We start from the raw sequence: 21,428 nt of genomic DNA, 5'->3' as shown, positions 1-21,428 counted from the left end.
TTTATATGATGATGCGTAACCGCCTGTTCACGGCTTCTCTGACCGTCGCGCTGCTCGCCACTTCCGCGTTCAGCCAGGCGAAAGATTTCGGCACCCTGAAGTTTGCGACTGAAGCGGCTTATCCTCCGTTCAACCAGACCACACCGAGCGGCAAAATCGTCGGCTATGAGCCGGATATGGTGGCGGAACTGGCTAAACGTGCTGGCTTTAAATATGAAATCATCGCCCAGAAATGGTCGGGCATGATCCCAGGTCTTATCGACGGTAAATATGATGCGGTGATCGATGCGGTGACCGTAACGCCAAAACGTGCTGAAGCGATCGATTTTACCCATCAGTACACCGTCAGCGTCTCCAGCTTTGTGACTGCGAAAAAAAGCCCGCTGGCCACGCTGCCAGGCAGCGGCACGATTGTGACGGCGAATGATGACGCCGGCATGAAAAAAGCAATCGACGATCTGAAAACCACGTTCAAAGGCAAAACCATTGCGGTGCAGGTCGCCACCATTCAGGCGGATTTCCTTCAAAAATACCTGGGCGATGTTGCCACTATCCGCACCTATCAGGCGGGTCCTGAAACCTTCGCCGACCTGATGAATGGCCGGGTGGATGCCGTCATGGCGTCTCGTACCAACCTCAACGCCTTTGTGAAAAAACATACTGAGTCGATCAGCAGCAGCGGCTATGGCTTCTCCGGTGGCGTGCTGGGCGCAGGCTCGGCGATTGGTCTGCGTAAAGGCAACAGTGAGCTGCAGCAGGTGCTGAATCAGGCGCTGGACGCCATGATCAAAGATGGGACGCTGAGCAAACTGTCGATCAAATGGTTTGGCGAAGATGTCGCGCCGAAAGCGTAACCGCTGATGCTGATGAATATTGACTGGCAGATACTGGGCTTCGGGGATGAGGGCTGGGGTGGCGTGCTGCTTAATGCCGCCGCCGTTACCGTCAGCGTATCGATATGCGCCTGGCTGCTGGGTGCGTTGCTGGGCAGCGTGCTCTGCTGGATACAGATTGCCGGTTCGCGCTGGCAGCAGCGACTGGCGGCAGGCTATATCACACTGTTTCGCGGCGTGCCGGAACTGCTGGTGATCTACCTCTTCTACTTCGGTGGACGACAGGTGGTCTCAACCGTGGGCACCGCGCTGGGCTTCCAGGGACCGTTCGATGTGAACGGCTTTGTGGCGGGCGCGATTGCCATCGGGCTGATCTCTGGTGCCTATCAGAGCGGGGTATTCCGTGGCGCCTTCTACGCCATTCCCGGCGGAACGCTGGAAGCGGCGACCGTGACCGGCATGGGGCGGCTGATGATGTTTCGCCGCATTATCGTGCCGCAGGCGTTACGCACTGCGCTGCCCGGCATGGGCAACCAGTGGCAATCGGTGATCAAAGAGTCGGCGCTGGTCTCGGTCACCGGACTGGTGGAAACGATGAACCAGGTCTCCACCGCAGCCAACTCCACCCAGATGTCCTTTTTCTTCTACAGCGTGGGTGCGGTGATCTACCTGATTATCACCACCTGTTCCGATATGGTTTTCCGCTACGTGGAAAAGTTTGCGATGCGCGGTCAACAGCGCGTGAAGGGATAAGGAGTCCACGTGGATATCATGTTTTTACAGCAGACGCTGCTGGCGCTGCTGAAAGGATTGCCGCTGACCATCAACCTGGCGCTGCTCTCACTGTCTGGCGGTGGCGTGCTGGCGCTGCTGCTTAACCTGCTGCGCATGACGCGTGTCGGCAGCGTTTTCTGTCGCTTCTACGTCTGGCTGTTTCGTGGTACGCCGCTGCTGATACAGATCTTTATGGTCTATTACGGTCTTGGCAGTTTACCGGCGGTGCGGGAAAGCCTGTTCTGGCCGCTGCTGCGCGATCCCTACTGGTGCGGCTTGCTGGCGCTGATTCTGAATGATGCCGCCTACACCTCGGAGATCCTGCGCGGCGGGCTGCGTGCCGTCAGTCAGCAGTCGCTGGAGGCCGCTAAAGTCTCGGGCATGTCGTCGTATAAAATCTTTACTCGCATCACTTTACCGATTGCGATTCGGCAGGCATTGCCGGCTTACAGCAATGAGATCATCTCGATGATCAAAGCGACGTCGCTGGTCAGCACTATCAGCCTGATGGAGATGACTGGCATTGCCGACTCGATAGTCTCTTCCACTTTCCGGGCGCTGGAGGTGTTCCTGAGCGCAGCGGTGATCTATCTGATACTCACCATGCTGGTCAGCAAAGGCGTATCGATGCTGGAACGACGCTTATCACCTTACTATTTTGGAGCACGCTCATGACCGCACCCACCATCATGCTGAGTCATCTCAGAAAGAGTTATGCGGGACACGAAGTGCTGCACGACATCAGCCTGACTGCGCAGGATGGCGATGTGATTTCGCTGATCGGTGCCAGCGGCTCAGGCAAAAGTACGCTGCTACGCTGCATTCCGTTTCTTGAAGTGCCACAGGCAGGCGAAATTGCGGTCGGCGAGGTGAACGTCACGCTGGATAACGCCGACGAAAAACTGAGCCGCGAGCAGCGCCGTCGCATCAAGCTGATGCGAATGCAGCTCGGCTTTGTATTTCAGAGCTTCAACCTGTGGCCGCATAAAACGGTGATGCAGAACATCATTGAAGCACCGGTTCATGTGCAGAAGCGCAGCCATAAAGAGGCGATTGAAGAAGCAGAAGCGCTGCTCCATAAAGTGGGACTCTATGCAAAACGCGACGCCTGGCCGTCGCAGCTTTCCGGCGGACAGCAGCAGCGCGTGGCGATTGCCCGGGCGCTGGCGCAGCAGCCGAAAGCGATCCTGTTTGATGAGCCGACCTCTGCGCTGGATCCGGAGCTGGTGGGTGAAGTACTGCGGGTGATCCGCAGTCTGGCAGAAGAAGGGCGCACCATGATTATCGTGACTCATGAAATGGGCTTTGCGCGTGACGTGTCGAACAAAGCGGTGTTTCTGCATCAGGGGATGATTGAGGAGTCGGGTTCACCGGAACAGGTGTTCCTCGATCCGATCTCGCCGCGCTGTCGTGCCTTTGTGAACAGCCACTTTGAGCGCAATGCAGGCTAAAGCAACCGGGATGATGCAATCTGGCTTCAGCACTGATGGCTATTGGTTGAAGCCATGTTCAGGATTAATCACTCTGGCGCAGGCCGCCCGTCAGCTGGATAAACACCTCGATCATCTTCGGCAGTGCCTTTTCCGGGTCACGGCTGGAGCCGACCCAGAGTGCGGCATTCAGCGCTGCGCTGTTCAGCAGATGCGCGGCGGCATCGGCGTCTACCGGCTTGATCGTTCCGCTTTCGATCAGCTTCACAATCGTTTCGCGCGTGGCTGCCAGACAGCTGTTCTGGCTGGGCCATTGCGCGGGATCGCCCAGAAACGCCGGGCCATCGCGCAGCACAATACGCTGCACTTCGGCCTCCATGGCTAACTGAATATAGGCAATGCCTTCTGCCACCAGCTTCTCCCACTCATCTGCCACGCCAGATGCGGCTGCTTTAGCCCGCTGCGCCATCTCACCATCAACCTGTGCCACGACCGCTGCCAGCAGCCCTTTTTTATCGCCGAAATTATGGTAAAGCGCACCACGGGTCAGGCCAACGCTGGACGTCAGTTCATCCATTGATGCTGCCGCAAACCCTTTTTCAGCAAATGCGGTGCGCGCCGCTGCAATCAGCTTTGCACGGTTCTCTTCCATTGTTTCAGCGCGACGTTTAGCGGCCATGAGATCTCCTTTCACATACGGCTCGTATATCATTTGACATACGCAGCGTATGTGTGATTAATATGACATACGCCGCGTATATTAAATCATTCCTGTGTACGCCGCATCCTGCTTTGCCGACTGGCGTTATGAAAGGAACCACTATGATTACGCGCGAAACTGTTTTTCCCGCTGACCGCCATGCCCTTTATCAGCAGCATGGTTATTCTGCTGCCATCCGATCAGGCGATCTGCTGTTTGTCTCCGGTCAGGTGGGCAGCCGTGCTGACGGCACGCCCGAACCCGATTTTCCTGCTCAGGTTGAACGGGCGTTTGAAAATCTGGCGGCAACACTCGCTGCAGCAGGCTGCACTTTTGACGACCTGGTCGATGTCACCACGTTCCACACTGATCCGGAGAACCAGTTTGAAACCATCATGCAGGTGAAGCAGTCCATTTTTCCGCAACCGCCTTACCCTAACTGGACCGCGGTGGGGGTCACCTGGCTGGCGGGATTTGATTTTGAAATCAAGGTGATTGCCCGCATTCCGGCACAACAAAAATAATCCGCTGATGCCGCAAGAAAATAATTAAAATTTTTTGCATCCGTTTTCTTCACTCATTCGTATTAACAGATGAGGGCACATCGGCCCTGTCTGCAAACTCAATGAGGGAAGTGAAAATGAAACCATTCCTGCCAACTCTGCTTTTTTCTGCATTAGTTTTCAGCGGTGCAACCTATTCCGCATCCATGGACAGCGATACGGTCATGGTTGGTGGCGCTGCCATGTACCCGTCAAAAAATATTGTTGAGAATGCTGTTAACTCGAAAGATCACACCACGCTGGTCGCGGCGGTTAAGGCCGCCGGTCTGGTTCCGACACTTGAAGGGAAGGGGCCATTTACCGTTTTCGCGCCGACCAATGCCGCCTTTGCAAAATTGCCGCAGGGCACCGTCGACTCTCTGCTTAAGCCAGAGAGCAAACAGAAGCTCACCAGCGTTCTGACCTATCACGTGGTCGCAGGAAAACGGGACATGAAAGCACTGGAGAAAAAAATCAAAGCGGGTGGAGGCAAAGCGGAGCTGAAAACGGTAAATGGCGCATCCCTGCGGGTGATGGCAAACGGCCCGCACAACATTCAGCTTAAAGATGCTCAGGGCAATGTCGCTAACATTACCACTTATGATGTGAATCAGAGTAACGGCGTCATCGACGTTATCGATACCGTGCTGATGCCGTAAAGCGTTACTTATACTGTGTGTAGCCACTGATACTGTGGCTACATCTTTAACAGGGAAGCCGATGACAAAAACTGTGCCTCAAATTCAGGCTGACTTAATGAACCAGATTGCCTGCGGCGATAAATCTGCGCTGGCGCAGCTCTATCATGTCCTCTCTCCCCGGCTTTACGGCATTATTCTGCGTATGGTCAGACGGCGCGACTGGGCAGAAGAGATCCTTCACGACACCTTTACTCAAATCTGGCAGTCGGCAAACGACTACGACCACAAGCGCAGTCAACCGCTGATCTGGCTCAGTCACATAGCAAGAAACAGAGCGATCGATTTTCTGCGCAAACACGAGAACAGATGCTGTTCGATTGAGGAAATCAGCGAAGCTGAAGCGGGTTTTCAGCGTTCACATCTATCTGACGAAAGTCCTGCTGAAGCGCGCCGCCTTCAGCACTGTATGGCGCAGTTACCGTCAGAACAGCGACAAAGCCTTTCGCTCGCATATTATCGTGGCCTGTCACAGAGTGAGATCGCACTTTCCATGAGACAGCCCGATGGCACGGTAAAAAGCTGGATACGTCGCGCGTTAACCCATATTCGGGGTTTTGGCCTGGAACTGGGACTTATGATACTTCCTGGCGCAATACGTAAACGTGCAAGTTTATAAACTACCAGTGCAGGAATAAACATCCTGCACACACTGGCGTGAGCAGGAAAATTGATCATATGTTCTTTGTTGCGCTTCTTTTGCAGAAAGCGATTAATAAAGTCGCGCCATCATGCATGTCATCAATCACCACTTCAGTAATAAATGCCGGAACGTCTTTTATGGTCACTCTTTCTGACAATCAAACCTCTTTACGGCCCAGATACCGCTCTTTCATCAGCGACAATTTAATGCCGATATCCAGCGCTGGCGAGGGTGGCATGATATTGGCTTTGCCCAGCGACAGCATATCTGCAATATGCGGGTTATCCTGTTTCATCATGAAATCCGCCAGCAGCGTGCCTGCCACGGTCTGCTTTGAAATGCCTGCGCCGTTACAGCCGCACGCCGTGCAAATAAATTTGTTCAGCATTCCCCATTCCGGCGCGCCGTTACGCGTGACGCTGATGGTGCCAGACCAGGTATGGGTTATCTTCACACTGCCCAGCGTTGGATAGACTTTCTTAAATAAGTGCTCATGCAGCTGGGTTGCCTCATAAGTCCGGGCCGCATTTACCTGCCCCCTGAGCGCGGGTATGACATGCTGGCGAATCAGGAAACGGCGATCTGAGGTAAAACGAAAGGTCGCTCCGGCAATGGCGTTAACCGGCGTGAGTCCCCAGCTCTGCATGGGGGGCAGGGTAGCCAGTTGTTCGTCCGTCAATGGATCGGTGATGCTGGCGAAGGTTGCCATGGCAGCCTGACGCGAAAGTCCCGGACGCAGTTTCTGGTGATAGTGCATTGGTGGCCAGCATCACTTTTGGCGATTTAATCACCCCAAAAGATGTCAGCACTTCAGCCGTGCTGCCGTAACGGATCCCCAGCACGGGTGTGTTATCGAAGCGCTGAACATTCTCAGGTAAACACGCGTTCAGGCCAGCAATCAGCTGTGCTGGATTAACCAGCACGCAGCCCGGTGTATAAATCCCTTTGCTGTAAAAGCGCGTACCGAGTTTATGGTACAGCTCCTCACTGTCTGACATCTGCCACGGCTCGTTCATCAGATCGAGATGGCTGACATATTCCTTTAAAATAGCGTCGTTACCACGTTCAGCCTGACAGTGATATTTACCGACCTGTTCCCAGTCGCACTGAAGATGATGCTGGGAAATAACCTGCTCCAGCTGACGAATGCCTTCCTGAAGCAAATTCCGGTATGCGTTTGCCTTTTTTAATTCGGCAGTTGAGCTGCCAATATTATGCGGCAGGCCGATAACGAAGCCGGAATTACGTGCCGATGCGCTTTGCTGTGTGCTATGAGCTTCGACGATAATGATTTTCAGGTTCGGATTAATGTCTGCAAGGCGGCGCGCAAAGGCGACGCCTGCAAATCCTGCCCCGACGATGACCCAGTCTGCAGTGATATCGCCCTGCAACGCAGGCTGTGGCGGAAAACTGTGCTCACCCGCAGGCCAGCCCGGTTGATTATGATTGAATGGTATCGATGCGTAGCGCAATTCCCTATGCCTTATATGAAAAATAAAGCAATTTTATAGGGGAAAGCGGGATGTCTGTGCCAGCGGTAATCTGACTAATCTTGATTTCAGACAAGTTAAATAAAGTGTTTTTTTCTGCACAACCCGGTGTGCACGGATTTGCCGAGAGGAGAGGATAACGCGCCCACAGATTTGCTCTTCAGGACCGAAAAATCACGCTGTGAATTTCAGCCACCACCTGTAACGTTGCCTCTTGAATGCTCCCTTCATTGCGACATAAAAACCAGCCGTTGCTGGCAACTTCCTGCTCAAACGCGCGGGTGGAGGCGATATGTTCTTCCAGGCGGTGAATTACCGTACTTCCCAGGCCACGCGATCGTGCTGCGGCTCTTTCCCAGGAAATTTCCGGCGCAGTGACCACCCCGACATGCAGATCTGGCGTGCGGACGTTGTGCTCACGGTTTAGCTGCAGAACCTCTGTAAAAGGAATCATCCGTCGAAACGCGGCATCTGATGGATACCAGCGATCCATCAGGATAACGCTGTTTTGCGGCTGTTTAGTCAGTACGTTCTGTGAAATCCAGGCACGGCTGACAGCAAAACGCTGACAGATTTCCCATTCCAGATCTGCTGAGGGATCTCTGGCAAGCCGGTTAACCAGCGCCATGGATTCTGCCCTGAAAGGATCGCTCTTTCTCTCACTGAGTCGGATCACTTTCATGTTGTCTGCCCTCAGCACTTGCGTGATGGCTTCCAGCAATGTGGTCTTGCCAGCGCCCTTCGGCCCATCCAGAGAAACAAACAGTTGACGATTCATGACTGGAGTGACGATAGAGTCAGGATTTCAGTAAAACGCACATTTGCCAAAAGCATGTTATTTCCTGGTGTGAGAAGCGGATAGTGTCTTAAACCGTGGGCCATTTTTGCGAGAACAAAATGGAGGAGTATTCACAGACAATAATGGATACGATAAACGGCTCTGCCTGGCAGGCCCTATCATCCTATTTTCGGATGCATGGAGTAAAACCTGCGTCCTATAGTTTACGGGAACAGCCTGGAAAACAGAAAGTTCCTGATTTAGTCTGCTGACGGAGGGTTTGAGAGAGAAACGGACCTGAACGCATGCGACGCTCATGTAAACGCAGGACAAAAATCGTTTCTGACAGGGAATCGCATCGCATCAGTTAATCCGTAACGGGTAACATTTTGTCCAGTTGTAGTTGATCTTTGCCAGCGTCAGTTCTCCGGCGACATCCCCAAAATCAACGGTCTGACGTTCCAGAAAATAGCGACGTAAGGTCACGGGTAAAAAAGCCGCGTTGTAGCGCAGCAGGGTGCTGTGCCAGAAGGGGGCCGGTAAAGGGCTGCCGGAATGACGCATCAGCAGCTCATGTTTCCAGTCAGAATCGAGCACTTTTTCGCAGAATGACTGGCGCATGGCTACGGCAGGACTTTCAGGGATCCCTGCGAGCAACAACTGACCGGGCAACGCAACGAGCCGGAGATTCCTGATAACGATTTTCTTCGCATCAAGTCCGGTCCAGATAGCCGTCAGCTGATCCACCTTTTCGGGCAACGACGCGTCTTCGTGATAGAGCGGCAGGGTCAGAGGTAAAAAGGTAAAATGAAAACCGTCTGCTGGCAGAACATCGGCTTGTGGATCATCTCTGGTGAGTTGCTGCAGTTCACACAGCAGACGTGTGACATCAGAGGATACAGACGGCTGTATGCCTGCTGCGAGAGCGAATTTTACCGGATCGTAGTAGTTCCCTTGCCTGATATCGCCAATGCCTGCATTTTCTCCCCATATCGCAACGGTATTCTCATTTGCAGAACGGTAGATGTTGTGCAGATTCATCGATTTCATATCAGCCCTTTTGCCATTTAAATCTGTTTGTCGCTAAGGATATTTCTGACTAACGTTTCAGGCTACCTGATTAATCTTTAAGTGATCATTTGGACATTAAAAAAAATGTGAAAGGTTAATTCAGTGCGGATCTCATCCGAGGTGTCTCTGTGGCACATCGCGCACGTTTAACAAGGTGCTAAACGTGCGCCTCGGCCTTGTAGCGGACAGTGGCAATTTTTGCAGACTGGTAGGTAATCTGACGCAAAAAGGCATTCGAAACATAATGCAGTATCAGCTTTTAACACGCCAAAATTCCAGAATTTCCCTGGTAGCCAGATGTACATGGAAAATGGCTGGACAGCCATTATGGCGACTCGGGGCAGAGGCCGGTTTTCAGTCAAAGGAATCGACAGGGATGATGCACGAACTGGAACGCTGGATGGTGCCGGATAAGCTGCCATTGCTCAGGCTGGCACAATCCGGTGTTTTTTAGGGAGGTTTGGCATTTGCCTGAGCTGGCAACTCCATCAGCTTTTGCAGTTCAGGTCCTGCAGCACGACGTATCAGCATTGTTGTACTGTCTGTTTAGTCTGCAGGCATGAGGCCGCCGGAGTAATCAATCTCCGGCAGACCGCGTTAACAGCATACGGATAATTACTTAGATGCCCTGGTTCCGCTCATCCCGGGAGAACCATCATGTCCTCCCTGACTCCCGCCGCTGCCACCCTGACCGCCGACGCCGCCTGGAGCGGCATCGCCGCCGTTTCCGCCATTACCTGATCCGTCACCATTACCTCCGTTTCCACCATTTCCGCCGTTTTCCCCCCCATTACCGCCGTCGCCGCCATCTCCGTTGCTGCCAGAACCGGCATTCCCTCCGTCTCCCCCGTTTCCACCACCACCATCACCGCCACCACCACCATCACCGCCACCACCACCATCACCGCCGGGTGAATTATTCCCGCTTCCTCCGTTGCCACCATTCCCTCCATCGGCTCCGTTTGTGCCTCCATTTCCGCCATTTCCGCCATCTGAGTTGGAACCCGTGCCAGCGTTACCGCCATTTCCGCCGTTTTCACCCGGACCACCGTCACCGCCGTTTCCACCATCCGAAATCAGTGATAAAGAAGCAGAAAATGGGCTCGGGTATGCCGGAGATGCATAACCGTAATGTGTTAAAACCGCCAGCAGCAGAGTGGAGCACCGTAGTAAGGTTCGGCATCGTTTACAGATGTTGTGACGGGTCATTGTTACCTCCATCACCGCCAGCCCCGCCGGGGGCGTTATCTGTTGATCCGCCATCACCACCGTTTCCGCCATTGGCGCTACCGGGTGTACTTTTATGATGTTTATGGTGCTTGTGACGGGTTTCAGTCCCGGCGCCTGCACCGTTCCCCCCATTTCCGCCGTTACCACCTGCAGCAGAACCGTTACCGCCATTACCTCCGTTCAGACAACCGGTGCCTGGTACGCCATTTTTACCATTTTCTCCGTTGGGTGAAGTGGCGTTCCCATTCTGTCCATTCTGACTTTCACAGTCAGACAGCTGGATAGCGCCCTGCGGCAGTGTCTGACTGAAGACTGGAAGGGAAAAAAGAAGTCCTGCCGAAAGCGGTATGAGAATCAGAGTGTTGAGCAGCTTTGACATAAAAGTTCCATCCTTTAATTAATAGCCGCCTTCCGGAGGCGACCATTTTTAGTAAGATTTAACAGCCTGATTACGCGCCGCCGCCGTCACCACCACCATCACCGCCGTCACCACCGCCGGAACCATTGCCGTTAGCTGAGCCGTTGCCAGTGCCGTTACCATTACCGTTGTCGTTCCCGTTACCGCTGCCGCTGTTATTACCGCCATCTCCGCCCGGGCCACCTGGAGAATTGGCTCCAGAGCCGCCGTTACCGCCGTCACCACCATTCGCATCGCTAATAAGTACGAAGGTATGGGAGAGGTGGTCAGTAAGCGGTTCGTTAATTAACGGTGCGGCGACAGAAATTCGCGCCGCAGAGAGAACAAAAAGACCTAAAGCAAGAGTTAGTTTTTTGTGTCTCATAATCCATCCTTAAAGGTAAGAAATACATGAGATAATCGCGGCCCATCCCGTCAGTAATGAGCCATTTGATTAAAGGTAAATTCATTAAAAATTAAAATCACAGGAGTGTAATGAAACGTATATCGGTGTCTTAGGATGTTTTCATTTGAATTTGAGCGGAGACATCGGAGGTGTTAATTCTTTGTCAGGTCATTGAGTGTATATAAAATTTAAGGCTAATAATTAATCTGCTAATGGTTTGCTCTTTTCATGAACATACACACATTACACTCTTATTAAAGTGGTTTTCTATCAACAAAAAAAGTGGCGTATATAAATTTAAGAAAAAAGGCGAAAATGTCATTTCTGTATAATTATGCTGACTATTAAGAGGGATGTTCTGATGGATATTATTTAACGATTCTGAACTAACTTTAGCGAACCTTTGAAATACAGATATTTCAGGAGGTACTGCCAGAACAGCTACAGACGGGACCTTAACAGCTAAGGAAACGGCTCAATATCGTTCGGCTGCAAAACAGTAATGCTGTGAGAGCGTTCAGTGTGCGGCCGGTTAATAGTTCGCGGTAGCTTCTCAAACAACCAACTGCCGGAACATGGCCCCCTTCAGCTCCCCGGCGTTGCCGGGTCGTCGAGCTCCACTGCGCTAACCGGCAGTGCCGCTAAGCTCTGCCGAACCGCTAAGCGTTCCGGGCCTGACGGCCAGGGTCTGATGGCGAAAGGCAGGGTTAGCCTCAGCAGCCTGCTTACCGTGCGTAATGAGCGGAAAGCGGACTTTGTATTACCGGTATCATTGAACTCTTAGAGCATTCCACTCATCGCGGGTGATTTCCCAAAGCTCAGAATCCAGAAGGCCGCTGACATACTCCTTCTTAACAGTTTTGATAAGCCGCATTCCGCTAGTGACCGAAATACGCTGAGAGCGGCGGTTAAGGGCTGCTTTAGGTGCGCGTAACACCGGTTTATTCAACACATTGAACCAGTAATCTGTAGCCGCAATACTAGCCTCACGCATATAGCCCTGACCCTGATATTCCGGTGCGAGCCAGAATCCACGATTGTTATCTTCTTCATCGTAAAGACAGATCAAGCCCATAACTTTATCTGGTATCTCACGATTTCTGATAGTCCAGAACCATGCAATTCCTTTCGCCATGTCAGGCAGAGCAACGTTATTGACGTAATTTTCTGCACCATTCTCTGGATAAGGCCAGGGGACCGATGCCACCATATAGCAGACTATTTCCCAGCGGGGATAAAGCGTCTGGATCTGCTTAGCATCTTCGGCGAGTAATGGTTTTAAAAGCAACCGATCTGTTGTAAGTGTGGGGGTTAGCATAGGCAGTTATCCTTACTGGTTAATAAATTCCTGATCAGATTCTGTTTACCTTACGAAAAATATGCACATACCGTCATCTGTTACATCATGCAAAGATGGTATTACGGCTTCAGCGTCCGCTTCTGGCACGAAGCGGACGTTGTGCAGGCCAATGTCCGCTTTGAGCGAAAAGCGGTCATGAACCCTGAAGAATATGCAAAATTTGAGGAATGGCAGGACGACCCTACACAACGACTGTGGAATATGTGGACATACGTGCATGTGCGTGACGTTGCGCAGTCCATTGAGATTGCCATTGAATATGATGCGCGGGGTAAGGATGAATTTTTTATTCCCAGCGACGTAACTTGCATGCGTACACCTACCCAGGAGCTGCTGGAGAGATATTATCCTCATACTGAATGCCGCAAACAATTTGAAGGAAATGAGTCGGTGCTTTCCAGCGAAAAAGCGATGCGCGTGCTGGGCTACAAGCCTCAACATCGCTGGATGGATAAGGCGTAAAGGCATCTAGAAGGCGCTCTTCAGGATAATAATAAGCCTGTGATCAGCGCCTTCACCTTCAGCCGGTTGCAGACAGGTTTTGTGCAATCGCTCCGGCTGAGTATTGCCAGTCTTTAATCAGACTGGAATGTCCTGGTCGTTCAAAAACGTAATCATGTGTTTAGCCAGTTCCTGAGGATTTTCCTCAGGGATCCAGTGCCCGCTGTGTTCTATCACCACATGCTCCCAGTTTTCTGCAACTTCTGCCATCATTCCTGGCATTATTCTGGTGAAGTCACTTCCCTCTCCAGTCGCTGCCAGTAAGGGCATCTGCAGTTTGCCTTGGCTGATGACAGCTCTGTTATCTTCTGCATCCTTTCTAAAGGCGCGATAAAGCTCAAAGCCTGCACGCATTGCGCCGGGCTGGCTGAAAGCCCGGACGTAATGTTCAAAAGCAGCTCTGTCGATTGCCTGATAGTCCCATGCCAGATCGTGAAAAAAACGCTCCAGATAGAAGGCCTCATTTCCACGCGTCAATGCCTCCGGAACATCTCTTGCCTGATGGAAATGGAAGTGCCAGCAACGTGTATCATCCGCATTCGCAGTATCAAAACCAGCCGTACCCGGAATTGGCGCCTCCATAAGAACCAGCTTTTTAACACGCTCCGGGAAAAAGCCCCCATAGCAAATGCAACCATCATGCCAATATCATGGCCTGCAACGTATACTGGCCCTGATATTTGTTGCTCGTTCAGTATGCTGACCATATCAGACGCCAGTGTCTTTTTATCGTAGCCACAGACGGGGCGGGATGAACGTCCTGCTCCACGCATGTCAGGAATTATCAGTTTAAACCCTGCCTCTGTCAGGGGTTGAATCATACGGCGCCAGGCCAGCGAGGTCTGGGGATAGCCGTGGATCAGGAGCAAGATTTTTTCCCCGTGACCTTCAGTTGAGTAACCGATTTTTACATTCTGTTCTGTCTCAAGTGAGAACACATCAGGCATTGTCAGATCTCCTTATAAAAAACTCCGGTCGTAGGGGCGCATAAACGACCGTAACGAATTATCGGAAAGCTGGCTGTGCATCCAGAGTAAAATGCATACAATCCTTTTATCTGGATCAGAACAGCCAGAGTAACTTGTCCGCTTTACCGCGCAGAGACGGCTTACGGTTGTTGAATGCAAAATTACCAGTCCTGACGCGTGGGATGGATCACGATATCGTTAATGGTAAGATCTTTCGGCTTATCGAGCACGAAAGCGACGGCATCAGCCACCTGCTCAGGTGTAATGGCAATTTCATTGAGTTTTTGAGCAGCTTCTTTGCCTTTGCTGTTATTTACTTTGTCGGCCCAGCCCGTATCGATAACGCCCGGACTGACCATAGACACCTGAATGCCGTTCGTCACGCCAACTTCTTTTCTCAGGCTTTCGGTGACGCCGCGGATAAAAAATTTGGTTGCGCTGTAAACGCCGCTGGATGCACCAGTGTGCAGGCCCGCGACGGAGCTCATATTGAGAATATGACCGCGTTTCTGTTCCAGAAACACCGGCAGCGTGGCTGCTATGGCATTCAGATAGCCGTGAATATTGGTGTCAATCATCTTATTCCAGTCTTCTACTGCCACATCTGCCCAGTCGGAAAAAAGCATCAGCCCCGCATTATTGATGAGATGATCAATACGTCCGTATTTGTCTGTCACGCCACTAATCAGGTTAAATACATCCTGCTTGTCCGTTACGTCTGTAATGCGAAACTCTGCATGCCCACCCTTTTCGTTAATCTCATCTGTTATTTTTTTCAGTTTTTCTTCACTTCGCGCAGCAAGGACAATACGGGTGCCGGACTGCGCAAGCCTGCGAGCGGTAGCCGCTCCAATACCTGACGATGCACCGGTAATGACAGTGACGGTCTCTTTATTCAACGACATATATAAAACACTCCTGGCTTTAAGTTGACTAAAAAAATGAATGCATATGTTTGTTATGAAATATGGAAAAGCAACGCACAAAGTGTGGCATTAATTTCAGAAAAACCATTTTAATCCACTCAATATAGCATTGAATAAAAATCAACTATTGCAGTATATTGATTTTATTGAGTTTTTTATTTAAATCTCTGTCAGAGGTATTTCTTAGTCCTTTTCCGGCTTCAACTTCTCATTTTACCTGCCAGGCTTACCGTGAATTCACAAATAAAGGAAAGAGAAATGAGCAAGAAACTGGCTTTTATTACCGGGGCATCTAACGGAATTGGGTTTGAGCTGGCAAAAATCTTTGCCAAAAATGGTTACGATATTATTGCTGTGGCAAGAAATGAAGAGAAGCTGAACAATGCATGTAATGAGTTTCGTCAGTCTGGGGGCACCGTGCACGCCTTCTCAGCCGATCTCAGCCGCTTTGAAGAAGTTGAGTTGCTTAAAAAGAAAATCGATGACGGCGGGCACCACATTGACGCTCTGGTTATTAACGCTGGGCAGGGACTGGGTGGCTGTTTTATCGGCGGCACCGAACTTGAAAAAGAGCTTCAGCTCATCCGCTTGAATGTTGATTCTTACGTACATATGTCCAAAATTTTCTTGCCGGACATGATTAAGCGGGGCGGGGGACATGTTCTCATGACCTCTTCTGTTTCAGGTACGGCGCCTATCCCTTTTGAGGCTGTTTACGGGGCGTCAAAAGCCTTTGTTAACTCATTTTACTGGGCGATCCGTAATGAGCTAAAGGGCGCAGGCCTGAACATGACTCTCCTGATGCCTGGCGCTACTGAGACTAACTTCTTTAAAAACGCTGGCCAGTCCGATACCAGCGTTGGCGCCGCTCAGACGACCAAGCCAGCGGAAGTGGCAGAACGGGCCTGGTATGCCCTGATGAGTGGGCATGAGTATGTATACGGTAATGATGAGGCTGAGCATGAGGGAGATGTGCTGAATCGTCTGCAAAGCGAGTCGCAAAAAGCGCAGCGTCATCGCATTATTTCTGAACCGGGTTCAGCCAGTAAAAAATAAGTTATTTTACCGGTAAATGAACATTGTATCGGCCGGTCTGAAGATCGGCCGATACTTAATCTGCAATGACATAAATAAAAAAATAAGGCGGCATCATGGTGTATAGATTACAGATTCAATCTGTACATTTCTCCAGCTTTTTCCGGGTTCTCATCATCAAAGTGTTACCACTCCATTTTTAATGAGGCGTAAATACAGCCATTTTAAAACTCATCTCCTGCCAGTAGCAGATGATATATTCGCAAGAGCATTATAAGAAGGCATCGGCAAGCACATAAAACGCCATCCGAAACGCACGGTTGCTGACGTTCTCGTTATATTGCATTTTCCCCGGAATATCCGCACGCGGATAGGTAAATGAATGCACCGCCCCTGCGTAATTTACCAGCTGAAAGCCTGCACCTGCAGAAGCCATTTCATGACTGAACTGCGCAATCTGATCCGGAGAAACGAAGGGGTCGCCCGCCCCGTTAAGAACTAAAACCTGTCCTCTGATATCCCCTCTGACGGCCGGCTGTTGCGTACTGAGTGTCCCATGAATACAGACAGTAACGCGCAACGGCGCCCCACTGCGGGCAAGTTCCAGCACACAGTGGCCACCGTAACAAAAGCCTATGGCTCCGAGTCTGGACGCATCTGTCAGGGGATTTGCAGCCAGGGCCTGGAGTGCGGCTTTCATCCTGTTTCGTTCTTCAGCCGTATCCTTGAGCGCATTCATTTCAGCTGAAGCCTTTTCCGCGGTGGCAGGCAGAGAGCCATATAAATCGGCAATCAGGACAATATAGCCTTCCTGTGCCACTCTTACCGCATGCTCTCTGTTCGACTCAGTAATGCCCATCATGTTTGGCGCAAGAACGATACCCGGACGTTGCCGCTGACTGTCGGCGTCATAGACAAGAACGCCCCTAAGTCGTGTTTCGCCACAACAGTAAAAAGTCTCTTTTTGTATAATACTCATTTGTCCTTCCTGCCCTCAGATAAACGCGATCGTCAAAACCGGGCCAGCGCCCGACATTACTGGCAACCGTAGTTTATTTATTCATCCACTGGCTGAATGCGCCTTTCCACTGGAAATGCCAGCGGGACAACGCAGGCCGGTTTTCGATAATGTCCTGAAAGGACCAGGTAATACGCTTTGCATCCATTTCGGGGCTGACAGCGTTATCCGGACAGATAATATAAAAATCGCCCTGCTCATAGCGCTCTACAAAGTGTTCGATTACCTGGTCAGGCGTCCACGCCTCAGCCGGCTTACTGTCTTTATCCGGCTGCATACCCGGAAAGTTCATATCAGTCCAGGTAAAGCCAGGAACCAGCAGGTGCGCGGTTATCCTGTCTCCGGCTACGTTTCTCAGCTCATGCGCCAGCTGTTCAGTCAGCACCTTGATACCAGCCTTCGCTGCGCTGTAAGCCGCGTTTCCAGGTGGTGTAGTGATACCTTCTTTTGAGCCCAGGTTCACAATAGCCGCCCTTTTGTTCATACCCAGCATGGCGGGTACAAAAAGGTGCTGCACTGTAACCATGGAGAGGAGGTTCGACTCTATCTGAATGCGCCAGTCCGCAGGTGCATCCCATGGCCCGCCGCCCTGCTTTATGCCGGCGTTGTTCATCAGCAGTGCCACCTCGCCGAACTCATTCAAGGTAATGTCCCGCAGACGCATCAGATCCTGTTCGTTCGTGACGTCCCCTGTGACCAGCCGGTATTCAGTGTTCAGTGTCTTTGCCAGAGCCTCCAGCGCAGCGCAATCACGATCAAACAAACTCAGGCGCATACCTTCCTGCGCAAAGCGACGTGCGGCGGCGGCGCCTATTCCTTTTGCCGCACCGGTAATGACCGCAACGCGGCCAGCCTTAATTACTGATTCAGTCATGACTGACTCCTTCTGGTGATGTGTACTGAGAGAAACATCAGGACAAGTGCAATGACGGCAAAAGCTGCGCCAACCCAGCCCGTTGAAATCCACGATCCGCCGGACGCGATGGCCAGCCCGCCAAATGCCGCACCCAGCGCATTAGAAATATTAAACGCGCTGTGCGTGAGCGATGAGGCAAGTGTCTGTGCGTCACCGGCAATGTTCATCATGTGTGACTGCAGTGCAGGCACCAGCGAGAACCCGTTACCCAGTAAAAAGAGCGTAATGAGCGCAGGTACTTTCCATTGGGATACCAGGGCGAACAGAGCAAGCGTAATCAGATTCCAGAACAACATGCCGTAAATGGCCGGTACAGGAGCCTTGTCGGCCACCCGTCCACCAATAATATTGCCCGTTGCCATTCCCACGCCCCAGAGCACCAGAATCCACGGAACTGACGAAAGCTTAAATCCGCTCACCTCTGTCAGAGCTGGCGTAATAAAACTGTATACGGCGAACATGCCAGCAAAGCCTACAGACGCTACAGCAAACGTCATAAGTACTTGGGGGCTGCGCAAAGCACTCAGCTCTTTCAGGGGGGAGGCTTTGCGATCGGCCGGCACCGCTGGAACAAAAAGCGAGACCATAACGCCGGTCAGCACCAGACCGGCAGTGACCACCGAAAACGACATCCGCCATCCGAGCGATTGTCCTGCCCAGGTTACCAGCGGCACACCTGCAACATTCGCAATGGCAAGGCCGAGCATGACATAACCGATATAACGCGCTTTTTGTTCTGCAGGCACCATGGATGCAGCAACGAGGGCAGCAACGCCATACCACGCGCCGTGAGGTAGCCCGGCAATAAAACGCGCTGAGAGCATAGATGAATAGCTCCAGGCTGCAGCACTACAGCCGTAGCCGATAAGCGCAATAACAAGCAGCAGCAGCAGCAGCGCCTTTCGTGGTAAGCGCGCAGCCAGTACAGCGATAGCCGGTGCACCAATAACCACGCCTGCAGCATAGGCACTGATATAGGCTCCGGCAGCAGGCACTGAAACACCGGTTCCTTTAGCAAGGGCGGGAAGCAGACTCATCGGCGCAAATTCACCGGTTCCTATACACAGTCCACCGGAGCCAAGAGCAAGCATGGCAGGGAGCAGGCCAGAAGGGGCTTTCACCCGACTCTGCCCGTCGCTGTAAGTGTGTTCGGTCATAACCTGAGCGCCTCCAGAAGCTGAAAGATTGTCACTTCAGTTAGTCAGGAATCCTGAAAGGGAACCGCTGCTCTTTGAAGAACAGCAGTTCTCAGCCAAAAGGGCTGATATTATCTCTGTTAGCGGTTAAGCTGAGAAAATGCAGTGATATAGTTGAAACTAAGTAAACTATAACTCAGCTCCAGGCCGATATTGTTTAAAGAGATACCTTGATTCATTGACTTATATTCAACCATAGTGGCCAGGTTACGGTGCGTGTAATGTAATGAAGGTAATTTCAGAAGGTTTTCCCAGTCGCAGCGGGAACCCATTCCACAGTCCGGCACCATTACTGACGTAAAGTGCCATATCCCCGACCTGATAGAGGCCTGACACAAAACCGTTATTCGCAGGTGCTGCGACTGTATCAAGTCCACTAATCATGCCGCCGTGAGTGTGACCTGAGAGCTGAAGACTTACGCCGGTGATCGCGCTGTATGCAGCAGAGCCTGGCCGATGATTCAGCAGGATTACAGTGTCTTCTACGGACTCTCCACTTAGTGCTTTCATAAGGTCAGGTCCCTCGCCGCCATACTCAGGCGCTACTTCATCAGTTACGCCAGCCAGAACAATCGAGGTGCCACCTTTTGACAGACGGACATGTGAGTTGTTGAGGAAACGCAGGCCAAGCCGTGTGTATTCCTCCGTCCAGGCGGCAGCGTTGAAGTAATATTCATGATTACCCGTAATGGCATATACCCCATAAGGCGCCTTCAAAGAGGACAGGGGGGATACATCAGCCCGGCGGTTCCTGACCGTCCCGTCAGCTATATCACCGGTAACTACAATCAGATCAGGATGAAGTGCATTGGCCTTATCCATCACGCTCTGCATCCATGAATGAGGCAGGAGGCGGCTGGCATGAAGATCGGTCAGTTGCACAATGGTAAAGCCATCAAATTCACGCGGCAGCTTCCTGAGCGTAAGTTCAGAACGTTGTACACCAGGCGTTTTTACGGCGTTATGCACACCCGCTGCGGCAAGCAGACATGAAGCAACCAGCATTAGCATCCTTCCACCCGCTCTGCCTGTAACGGAACGATGTAGAAAGACACGACAAAAAATAAAACAGCTGTCCTGAAGCAACAGCATGATGGCTAAAAATATAACGCTGCCAAAAATCCATCCAAGAACGATCATGATCGGTTAGGGCAGTTCGGGAGAAAACATCGTGCCAAAGACGAGACGGCTCAGTAAATGAAATTCACATACTACCGCTATAAAAAGGACCAGTAACATCTGGATTTTATTACTGCATTTCAGCTTCTTTATAAAGCGCAGGTATACATACACTGCCGGGAGCAGTGTCCATACGTGAAACATCCTTTCATCTCCAGACTGAAATGTAACCGTCCGACTGTCACAGAGACATTGTACTGGTTGCATATAATTTGTGAATTTAACTAAACTTATTACCTTTGAGATCGGGTTATATTTAGTGTCCTGCAATGGGGCGTTGAATTTTTCTCACGTATAGAAGGCGCTTTTATGTCAGTCACACCTACTCCCCGTCTTTCACGTAGCGATCTGGCAGATTTGAATGCTTTTCGCGTTGTTGAACGATTACGCAGCTTCACCAAAGCTGCCGTTGAGCTTGGGATCACCACCTCTGCTCTCAGCCACGCAGTGCGTAATCTTGAAACGCGCCTGGGTGTTCGGTTGCTGAACCGTACGAGCCGTACGGTTGCTCCGACCGAAGCGGGTGCAAGCCTGGCCCTGCGGCTGGATGCAGGCTTTCGTGAAATAGGGGACGCTTTAGACGAAATTAACCGGATGCGTGATCGGCCAGTCGGGCGGTTACGAATGAACGTCCTGAGTGACGGGGCAAGGTTAATTATGGCTCGTCACCTGCCGAAATTTCTGAGTCAGTATCCAGAAGTTGAAGTAGAAGTCAGCGTTGATGATCGAATGGTGGATATTGTTTCTGAGGGGTTTGATGCTGGCATTCGATTTGGCGGGACAGTTCCTGAGGATTTAGTTGCCGTCAAACTGGGCCCTGAATTGAAATGGGTTGCCGTCGCGTCTCCGCGTTACCTCTATCATCGTTCCCTTCCTGCCACGCCGGATGATTTGCGCGCTCACTCCTGTATTCAGCTGCGAACGGGCCAGGGGATAATCTATAAATGGGAATTCAGCAAGGGGGATGATTATCGTGCAATCGATGTCCCTGGACAGATTTGTGTCAGTGAGACAGCGTTAGCCATTGAGCTTGCCCTTGCAGGAACCGGCATTGCGTATTGTCTGGAAAACCGGGTATCACATTATATCCGGGAAGGCAGTCTGAGGATCGTGTTGCCTGACTGGGCTCCAATAGAACCGGCTATGCATCTGTATTACCCTGGACACCGACGCATTCCTCAGGGGCTAAGAGAGCTCATTGATGTGTTGCGCGAAGAAATTGCGGCTGAAAGCCGCAGCAATGAGGGGCGGCCATAAATCTGGCAGTATTCCTGATTTTCATTAGATCACTATACGTGGCGGCGCTGCTGCCGCAAGAGTTGACCTGTTCAGTTCAG

22 protein-coding genes and 3 pseudogenes are annotated in these 21,428 nt (G+C 51.5%); 10 read left to right on the top strand and 15 right to left on the bottom strand.

What is annotated here, in order from left to right; genetic code table 11:
* Nucleotides 1–5: 5 nt before the first annotated feature.
* The 4 genes from AC6I8J_RS21190 to AC6I8J_RS21175 are packed head-to-tail and all read left to right on the top strand — an operon-like array spanning nucleotide 6 to nucleotide 3,058.
* Nucleotides 6–854 carry an ABC transporter substrate-binding protein gene (locus AC6I8J_RS21190; RefSeq protein WP_497825830.1) on the top strand — a complete coding sequence of 283 codons (849 nt, stop codon included), beginning with the start codon at nucleotides 6–8 and terminating at the stop codon, nucleotides 852–854.
* A gap of 6 nt (nucleotides 855–860) precedes the next feature.
* Entirely contained in the window at nucleotides 861–1,586 is a 726-nt protein-coding gene (locus AC6I8J_RS21185; protein WP_202605044.1) for an ABC transporter permease, read from the top strand.
* 9 nt (nucleotides 1,587–1,595) lie between these two features.
* Nucleotides 1,596–2,282 (top strand): ABC transporter permease, encoded by a 687-nt coding sequence (locus AC6I8J_RS21180; RefSeq protein ID WP_161736099.1) that lies wholly within the window; start codon nucleotides 1,596–1,598, stop codon nucleotides 2,280–2,282.
* A complete protein-coding gene (locus tag AC6I8J_RS21175) occupies nucleotides 2,279–3,058 on the top strand; it encodes an ABC transporter ATP-binding protein (RefSeq protein ID WP_010246775.1) in 780 nt (259 codons plus the stop codon). The genes AC6I8J_RS21180 and AC6I8J_RS21175 overlap by 4 nt, the downstream gene beginning before the upstream one ends.
* Before the next feature lie 64 nt (nucleotides 3,059–3,122).
* Here the strand turns inward: AC6I8J_RS21175 and AC6I8J_RS21170 are convergent, their stop codons facing one another.
* The gene (locus AC6I8J_RS21170; RefSeq protein ID WP_497825829.1) at nucleotides 3,123–3,716 is read right to left on the bottom strand and encodes a TetR/AcrR family transcriptional regulator; all 594 of its coding nucleotides are present in this window, start codon (nucleotides 3,714–3,716) and stop codon (nucleotides 3,123–3,125) included.
* Between the two features lie 143 nt (nucleotides 3,717–3,859).
* Between AC6I8J_RS21170 and AC6I8J_RS21165 the strand changes: the two genes are divergently transcribed.
* The 3 genes from AC6I8J_RS21165 to AC6I8J_RS21155 all read left to right on the top strand — a co-directional run bounded on the left by AC6I8J_RS21165 (nucleotide 3,860) and on the right by AC6I8J_RS21155 (nucleotide 5,596).
* Nucleotides 3,860–4,261, top strand: coding sequence for a RidA family protein (locus AC6I8J_RS21165; protein WP_161736101.1), 402 nt, complete (start codon nucleotides 3,860–3,862; stop codon nucleotides 4,259–4,261).
* Between the two features lie 116 nt (nucleotides 4,262–4,377).
* Nucleotides 4,378–4,938: a fasciclin domain-containing protein gene (locus AC6I8J_RS21160; RefSeq protein ID WP_497825828.1), complete on the top strand. Its 561-nt coding sequence runs from the start codon at nucleotides 4,378–4,380 to the stop codon at nucleotides 4,936–4,938.
* Between the two features lie 97 nt (nucleotides 4,939–5,035).
* Nucleotides 5,036–5,596, top strand: a complete 561-nt coding sequence (locus AC6I8J_RS21155) for a sigma-70 family RNA polymerase sigma factor (protein ID WP_497825827.1) — start codon at nucleotides 5,036–5,038, stop codon at nucleotides 5,594–5,596.
* A 181-nt stretch (nucleotides 5,597–5,777) separates the two neighbouring features.
* Here AC6I8J_RS21155 and AC6I8J_RS21150 read toward each other — a convergent pair.
* The 7 genes and pseudogenes from AC6I8J_RS21150 to AC6I8J_RS21120 all read right to left on the bottom strand — a co-directional run bounded on the left by AC6I8J_RS21150 (nucleotide 5,778) and on the right by AC6I8J_RS21120 (nucleotide 12,310).
* Nucleotides 5,778–7,092 (bottom strand): annotated as a pseudogene (locus tag AC6I8J_RS21150) (NAD(P)/FAD-dependent oxidoreductase).
* A gap of 178 nt (nucleotides 7,093–7,270) precedes the next feature.
* The gene (locus AC6I8J_RS21145; protein ID WP_497825826.1) at nucleotides 7,271–7,888 is read right to left on the bottom strand and encodes a dTMP kinase; all 618 of its coding nucleotides are present in this window, start codon (nucleotides 7,886–7,888) and stop codon (nucleotides 7,271–7,273) included.
* 363 nt (nucleotides 7,889–8,251) lie between these two features.
* Complete coding sequence (locus AC6I8J_RS21140; RefSeq protein WP_497825825.1) at nucleotides 8,252–8,938, bottom strand: hypothetical protein; 687 nt, start codon at nucleotides 8,936–8,938, stop codon at nucleotides 8,252–8,254.
* Nucleotides 8,939–9,597: 659 nt separating this feature from the next.
* The gene (locus AC6I8J_RS21135) at nucleotides 9,598–9,999 is read right to left on the bottom strand and encodes a hypothetical protein (protein ID WP_497825824.1); all 402 of its coding nucleotides are present in this window, start codon (nucleotides 9,997–9,999) and stop codon (nucleotides 9,598–9,600) included.
* A 146-nt stretch (nucleotides 10,000–10,145) separates the two neighbouring features.
* Nucleotides 10,146–10,568 carry a hypothetical protein gene (locus tag AC6I8J_RS21130; protein ID WP_202605045.1) on the bottom strand — a complete coding sequence of 141 codons (423 nt, stop codon included), beginning with the start codon at nucleotides 10,566–10,568 and terminating at the stop codon, nucleotides 10,146–10,148.
* Between the two features lie 70 nt (nucleotides 10,569–10,638).
* Nucleotides 10,639–10,971 (bottom strand): hypothetical protein, encoded by a 333-nt coding sequence (locus AC6I8J_RS21125; RefSeq protein WP_497825823.1) that lies wholly within the window; start codon nucleotides 10,969–10,971, stop codon nucleotides 10,639–10,641.
* Nucleotides 10,972–11,761: 790 nt separating this feature from the next.
* Entirely contained in the window at nucleotides 11,762–12,310 is a 549-nt protein-coding gene (locus tag AC6I8J_RS21120; RefSeq protein WP_497825822.1) for a GNAT family N-acetyltransferase, read from the bottom strand.
* Between the two features lie 174 nt (nucleotides 12,311–12,484).
* Between AC6I8J_RS21120 and AC6I8J_RS21115 the strand changes: the two are divergent.
* Nucleotides 12,485–12,814: pseudogene (locus AC6I8J_RS21115) on the top strand (NAD-dependent epimerase/dehydratase family protein); the annotation flags it as partial.
* A 117-nt stretch (nucleotides 12,815–12,931) separates the two neighbouring features.
* Here AC6I8J_RS21115 and AC6I8J_RS21110 read toward each other — a convergent pair.
* From AC6I8J_RS21110 to AC6I8J_RS21100, 3 genes are all read right to left on the bottom strand, one after another.
* Nucleotides 12,932–13,330: an alpha/beta fold hydrolase gene (locus AC6I8J_RS21110; protein ID WP_497825821.1), complete on the bottom strand. Its 399-nt coding sequence runs from the start codon at nucleotides 13,328–13,330 to the stop codon at nucleotides 12,932–12,934.
* Nucleotides 13,327–13,800, bottom strand: a complete 474-nt coding sequence (locus AC6I8J_RS21105; RefSeq protein WP_497825820.1) for an alpha/beta fold hydrolase — start codon at nucleotides 13,798–13,800, stop codon at nucleotides 13,327–13,329. The genes AC6I8J_RS21110 and AC6I8J_RS21105 overlap by 4 nt, the downstream gene beginning before the upstream one ends.
* Before the next feature lie 182 nt (nucleotides 13,801–13,982).
* Entirely contained in the window at nucleotides 13,983–14,726 is a 744-nt protein-coding gene (locus AC6I8J_RS21100) for an SDR family oxidoreductase (protein WP_222925760.1), read from the bottom strand.
* A 279-nt stretch (nucleotides 14,727–15,005) separates the two neighbouring features.
* Between AC6I8J_RS21100 and AC6I8J_RS21095 the strand changes: the two genes are divergently transcribed.
* Nucleotides 15,006–15,803 carry an SDR family NAD(P)-dependent oxidoreductase gene (locus AC6I8J_RS21095; protein ID WP_222925759.1) on the top strand — a complete coding sequence of 266 codons (798 nt, stop codon included), beginning with the start codon at nucleotides 15,006–15,008 and terminating at the stop codon, nucleotides 15,801–15,803.
* A gap of 250 nt (nucleotides 15,804–16,053) precedes the next feature.
* Here AC6I8J_RS21095 and AC6I8J_RS21090 read toward each other — a convergent pair whose 3' ends face one another.
* From AC6I8J_RS21090 to AC6I8J_RS21075, 4 genes and pseudogenes are all read right to left on the bottom strand, one after another.
* Nucleotides 16,054–16,761 (bottom strand): dienelactone hydrolase family protein, encoded by a 708-nt coding sequence (locus AC6I8J_RS21090; RefSeq protein ID WP_222925758.1) that lies wholly within the window; start codon nucleotides 16,759–16,761, stop codon nucleotides 16,054–16,056.
* A gap of 73 nt (nucleotides 16,762–16,834) precedes the next feature.
* Nucleotides 16,835–17,674: an SDR family NAD(P)-dependent oxidoreductase gene (locus tag AC6I8J_RS21085; protein ID WP_222925757.1), complete on the bottom strand. Its 840-nt coding sequence runs from the start codon at nucleotides 17,672–17,674 to the stop codon at nucleotides 16,835–16,837.
* Nucleotides 17,671–18,873 carry an MFS transporter gene (locus AC6I8J_RS21080; protein ID WP_222925756.1) on the bottom strand — a complete coding sequence of 401 codons (1,203 nt, stop codon included), beginning with the start codon at nucleotides 18,871–18,873 and terminating at the stop codon, nucleotides 17,671–17,673. Before AC6I8J_RS21080 ends, AC6I8J_RS21085 begins: the two co-directional genes overlap by 4 nt.
* A gap of 246 nt (nucleotides 18,874–19,119) precedes the next feature.
* Nucleotides 19,120–20,235 (bottom strand): annotated as a pseudogene (locus AC6I8J_RS21075) (metallophosphoesterase).
* 165 nt (nucleotides 20,236–20,400) lie between these two features.
* Here AC6I8J_RS21075 and AC6I8J_RS21070 point away from each other — a divergent pair.
* Nucleotides 20,401–21,348 (top strand): LysR family transcriptional regulator, encoded by a 948-nt coding sequence (locus AC6I8J_RS21070; RefSeq protein ID WP_253418035.1) that lies wholly within the window; start codon nucleotides 20,401–20,403, stop codon nucleotides 21,346–21,348.
* Nucleotides 21,349–21,428 lie beyond the last annotated feature (80 nt).

This window comes from Pantoea sp. X-Soil-ISGK-355, from assembly GCF_059730805.1.
The sequence above is the reverse complement of the archived record's forward strand: the minus strand, read 5'-3'. Positions and strand labels throughout refer to the sequence as shown.

What these genes read in the sequence shown, in the direction of transcription:
- AC6I8J_RS21190 (WP_497825830.1), top strand. Translation starts at nt 6, where the DNA reads ATGATGATGCGTAACCGCCTGTTCACGGCTTCTCTGACCGTCGCGCTG.
- AC6I8J_RS21095 (WP_222925759.1), top strand. Translation starts at nt 15,006, where the DNA reads ATGAGCAAGAAACTGGCTTTTATTACCGGGGCATCTAACGGAATTGGG.
- AC6I8J_RS21130 (WP_202605045.1), bottom strand. Translation starts at nt 10,568, where the DNA reads ATGTCAAAGCTGCTCAACACTCTGATTCTCATACCGCTTTCGGCAGGA.
- AC6I8J_RS21125 (WP_497825823.1), bottom strand. Translation starts at nt 10,971, where the DNA reads ATGAGACACAAAAAACTAACTCTTGCTTTAGGTCTTTTTGTTCTCTCT.
- AC6I8J_RS21105 (WP_497825820.1), bottom strand. Translation starts at nt 13,800, where the DNA reads ATGCCTGATGTGTTCTCACTTGAGACAGAACAGAATGTAAAAATCGGT.
- AC6I8J_RS21080 (WP_222925756.1), bottom strand. Translation starts at nt 18,873, where the DNA reads ATGACCGAACACACTTACAGCGACGGGCAGAGTCGGGTGAAAGCCCCT.
- AC6I8J_RS21170 (WP_497825829.1), bottom strand. Translation starts at nt 3,716, where the DNA reads ATGGCCGCTAAACGTCGCGCTGAAACAATGGAAGAGAACCGTGCAAAG.
- AC6I8J_RS21175 (WP_010246775.1), top strand. Translation starts at nt 2,279, where the DNA reads ATGACCGCACCCACCATCATGCTGAGTCATCTCAGAAAGAGTTATGCG.
- AC6I8J_RS21155 (WP_497825827.1), top strand. Translation starts at nt 5,036, where the DNA reads ATGAACCAGATTGCCTGCGGCGATAAATCTGCGCTGGCGCAGCTCTAT.
- AC6I8J_RS21100 (WP_222925760.1), bottom strand. Translation starts at nt 14,726, where the DNA reads ATGTCGTTGAATAAAGAGACCGTCACTGTCATTACCGGTGCATCGTCA.
- AC6I8J_RS21140 (WP_497825825.1), bottom strand. Translation starts at nt 8,938, where the DNA reads ATGAAATCGATGAATCTGCACAACATCTACCGTTCTGCAAATGAGAAT.
- AC6I8J_RS21120 (WP_497825822.1), bottom strand. Translation starts at nt 12,310, where the DNA reads ATGCTAACCCCCACACTTACAACAGATCGGTTGCTTTTAAAACCATTA.
- AC6I8J_RS21160 (WP_497825828.1), top strand. Translation starts at nt 4,378, where the DNA reads ATGAAACCATTCCTGCCAACTCTGCTTTTTTCTGCATTAGTTTTCAGC.
- AC6I8J_RS21145 (WP_497825826.1), bottom strand. Translation starts at nt 7,888, where the DNA reads ATGAATCGTCAACTGTTTGTTTCTCTGGATGGGCCGAAGGGCGCTGGC.
- AC6I8J_RS21165 (WP_161736101.1), top strand. Translation starts at nt 3,860, where the DNA reads ATGATTACGCGCGAAACTGTTTTTCCCGCTGACCGCCATGCCCTTTAT.
- AC6I8J_RS21090 (WP_222925758.1), bottom strand. Translation starts at nt 16,761, where the DNA reads ATGAGTATTATACAAAAAGAGACTTTTTACTGTTGTGGCGAAACACGA.
- AC6I8J_RS21185 (WP_202605044.1), top strand. Translation starts at nt 861, where the DNA reads ATGCTGATGAATATTGACTGGCAGATACTGGGCTTCGGGGATGAGGGC.
- AC6I8J_RS21085 (WP_222925757.1), bottom strand. Translation starts at nt 17,674, where the DNA reads ATGACTGAATCAGTAATTAAGGCTGGCCGCGTTGCGGTCATTACCGGT.
- AC6I8J_RS21070 (WP_253418035.1), top strand. Translation starts at nt 20,401, where the DNA reads ATGTCAGTCACACCTACTCCCCGTCTTTCACGTAGCGATCTGGCAGAT.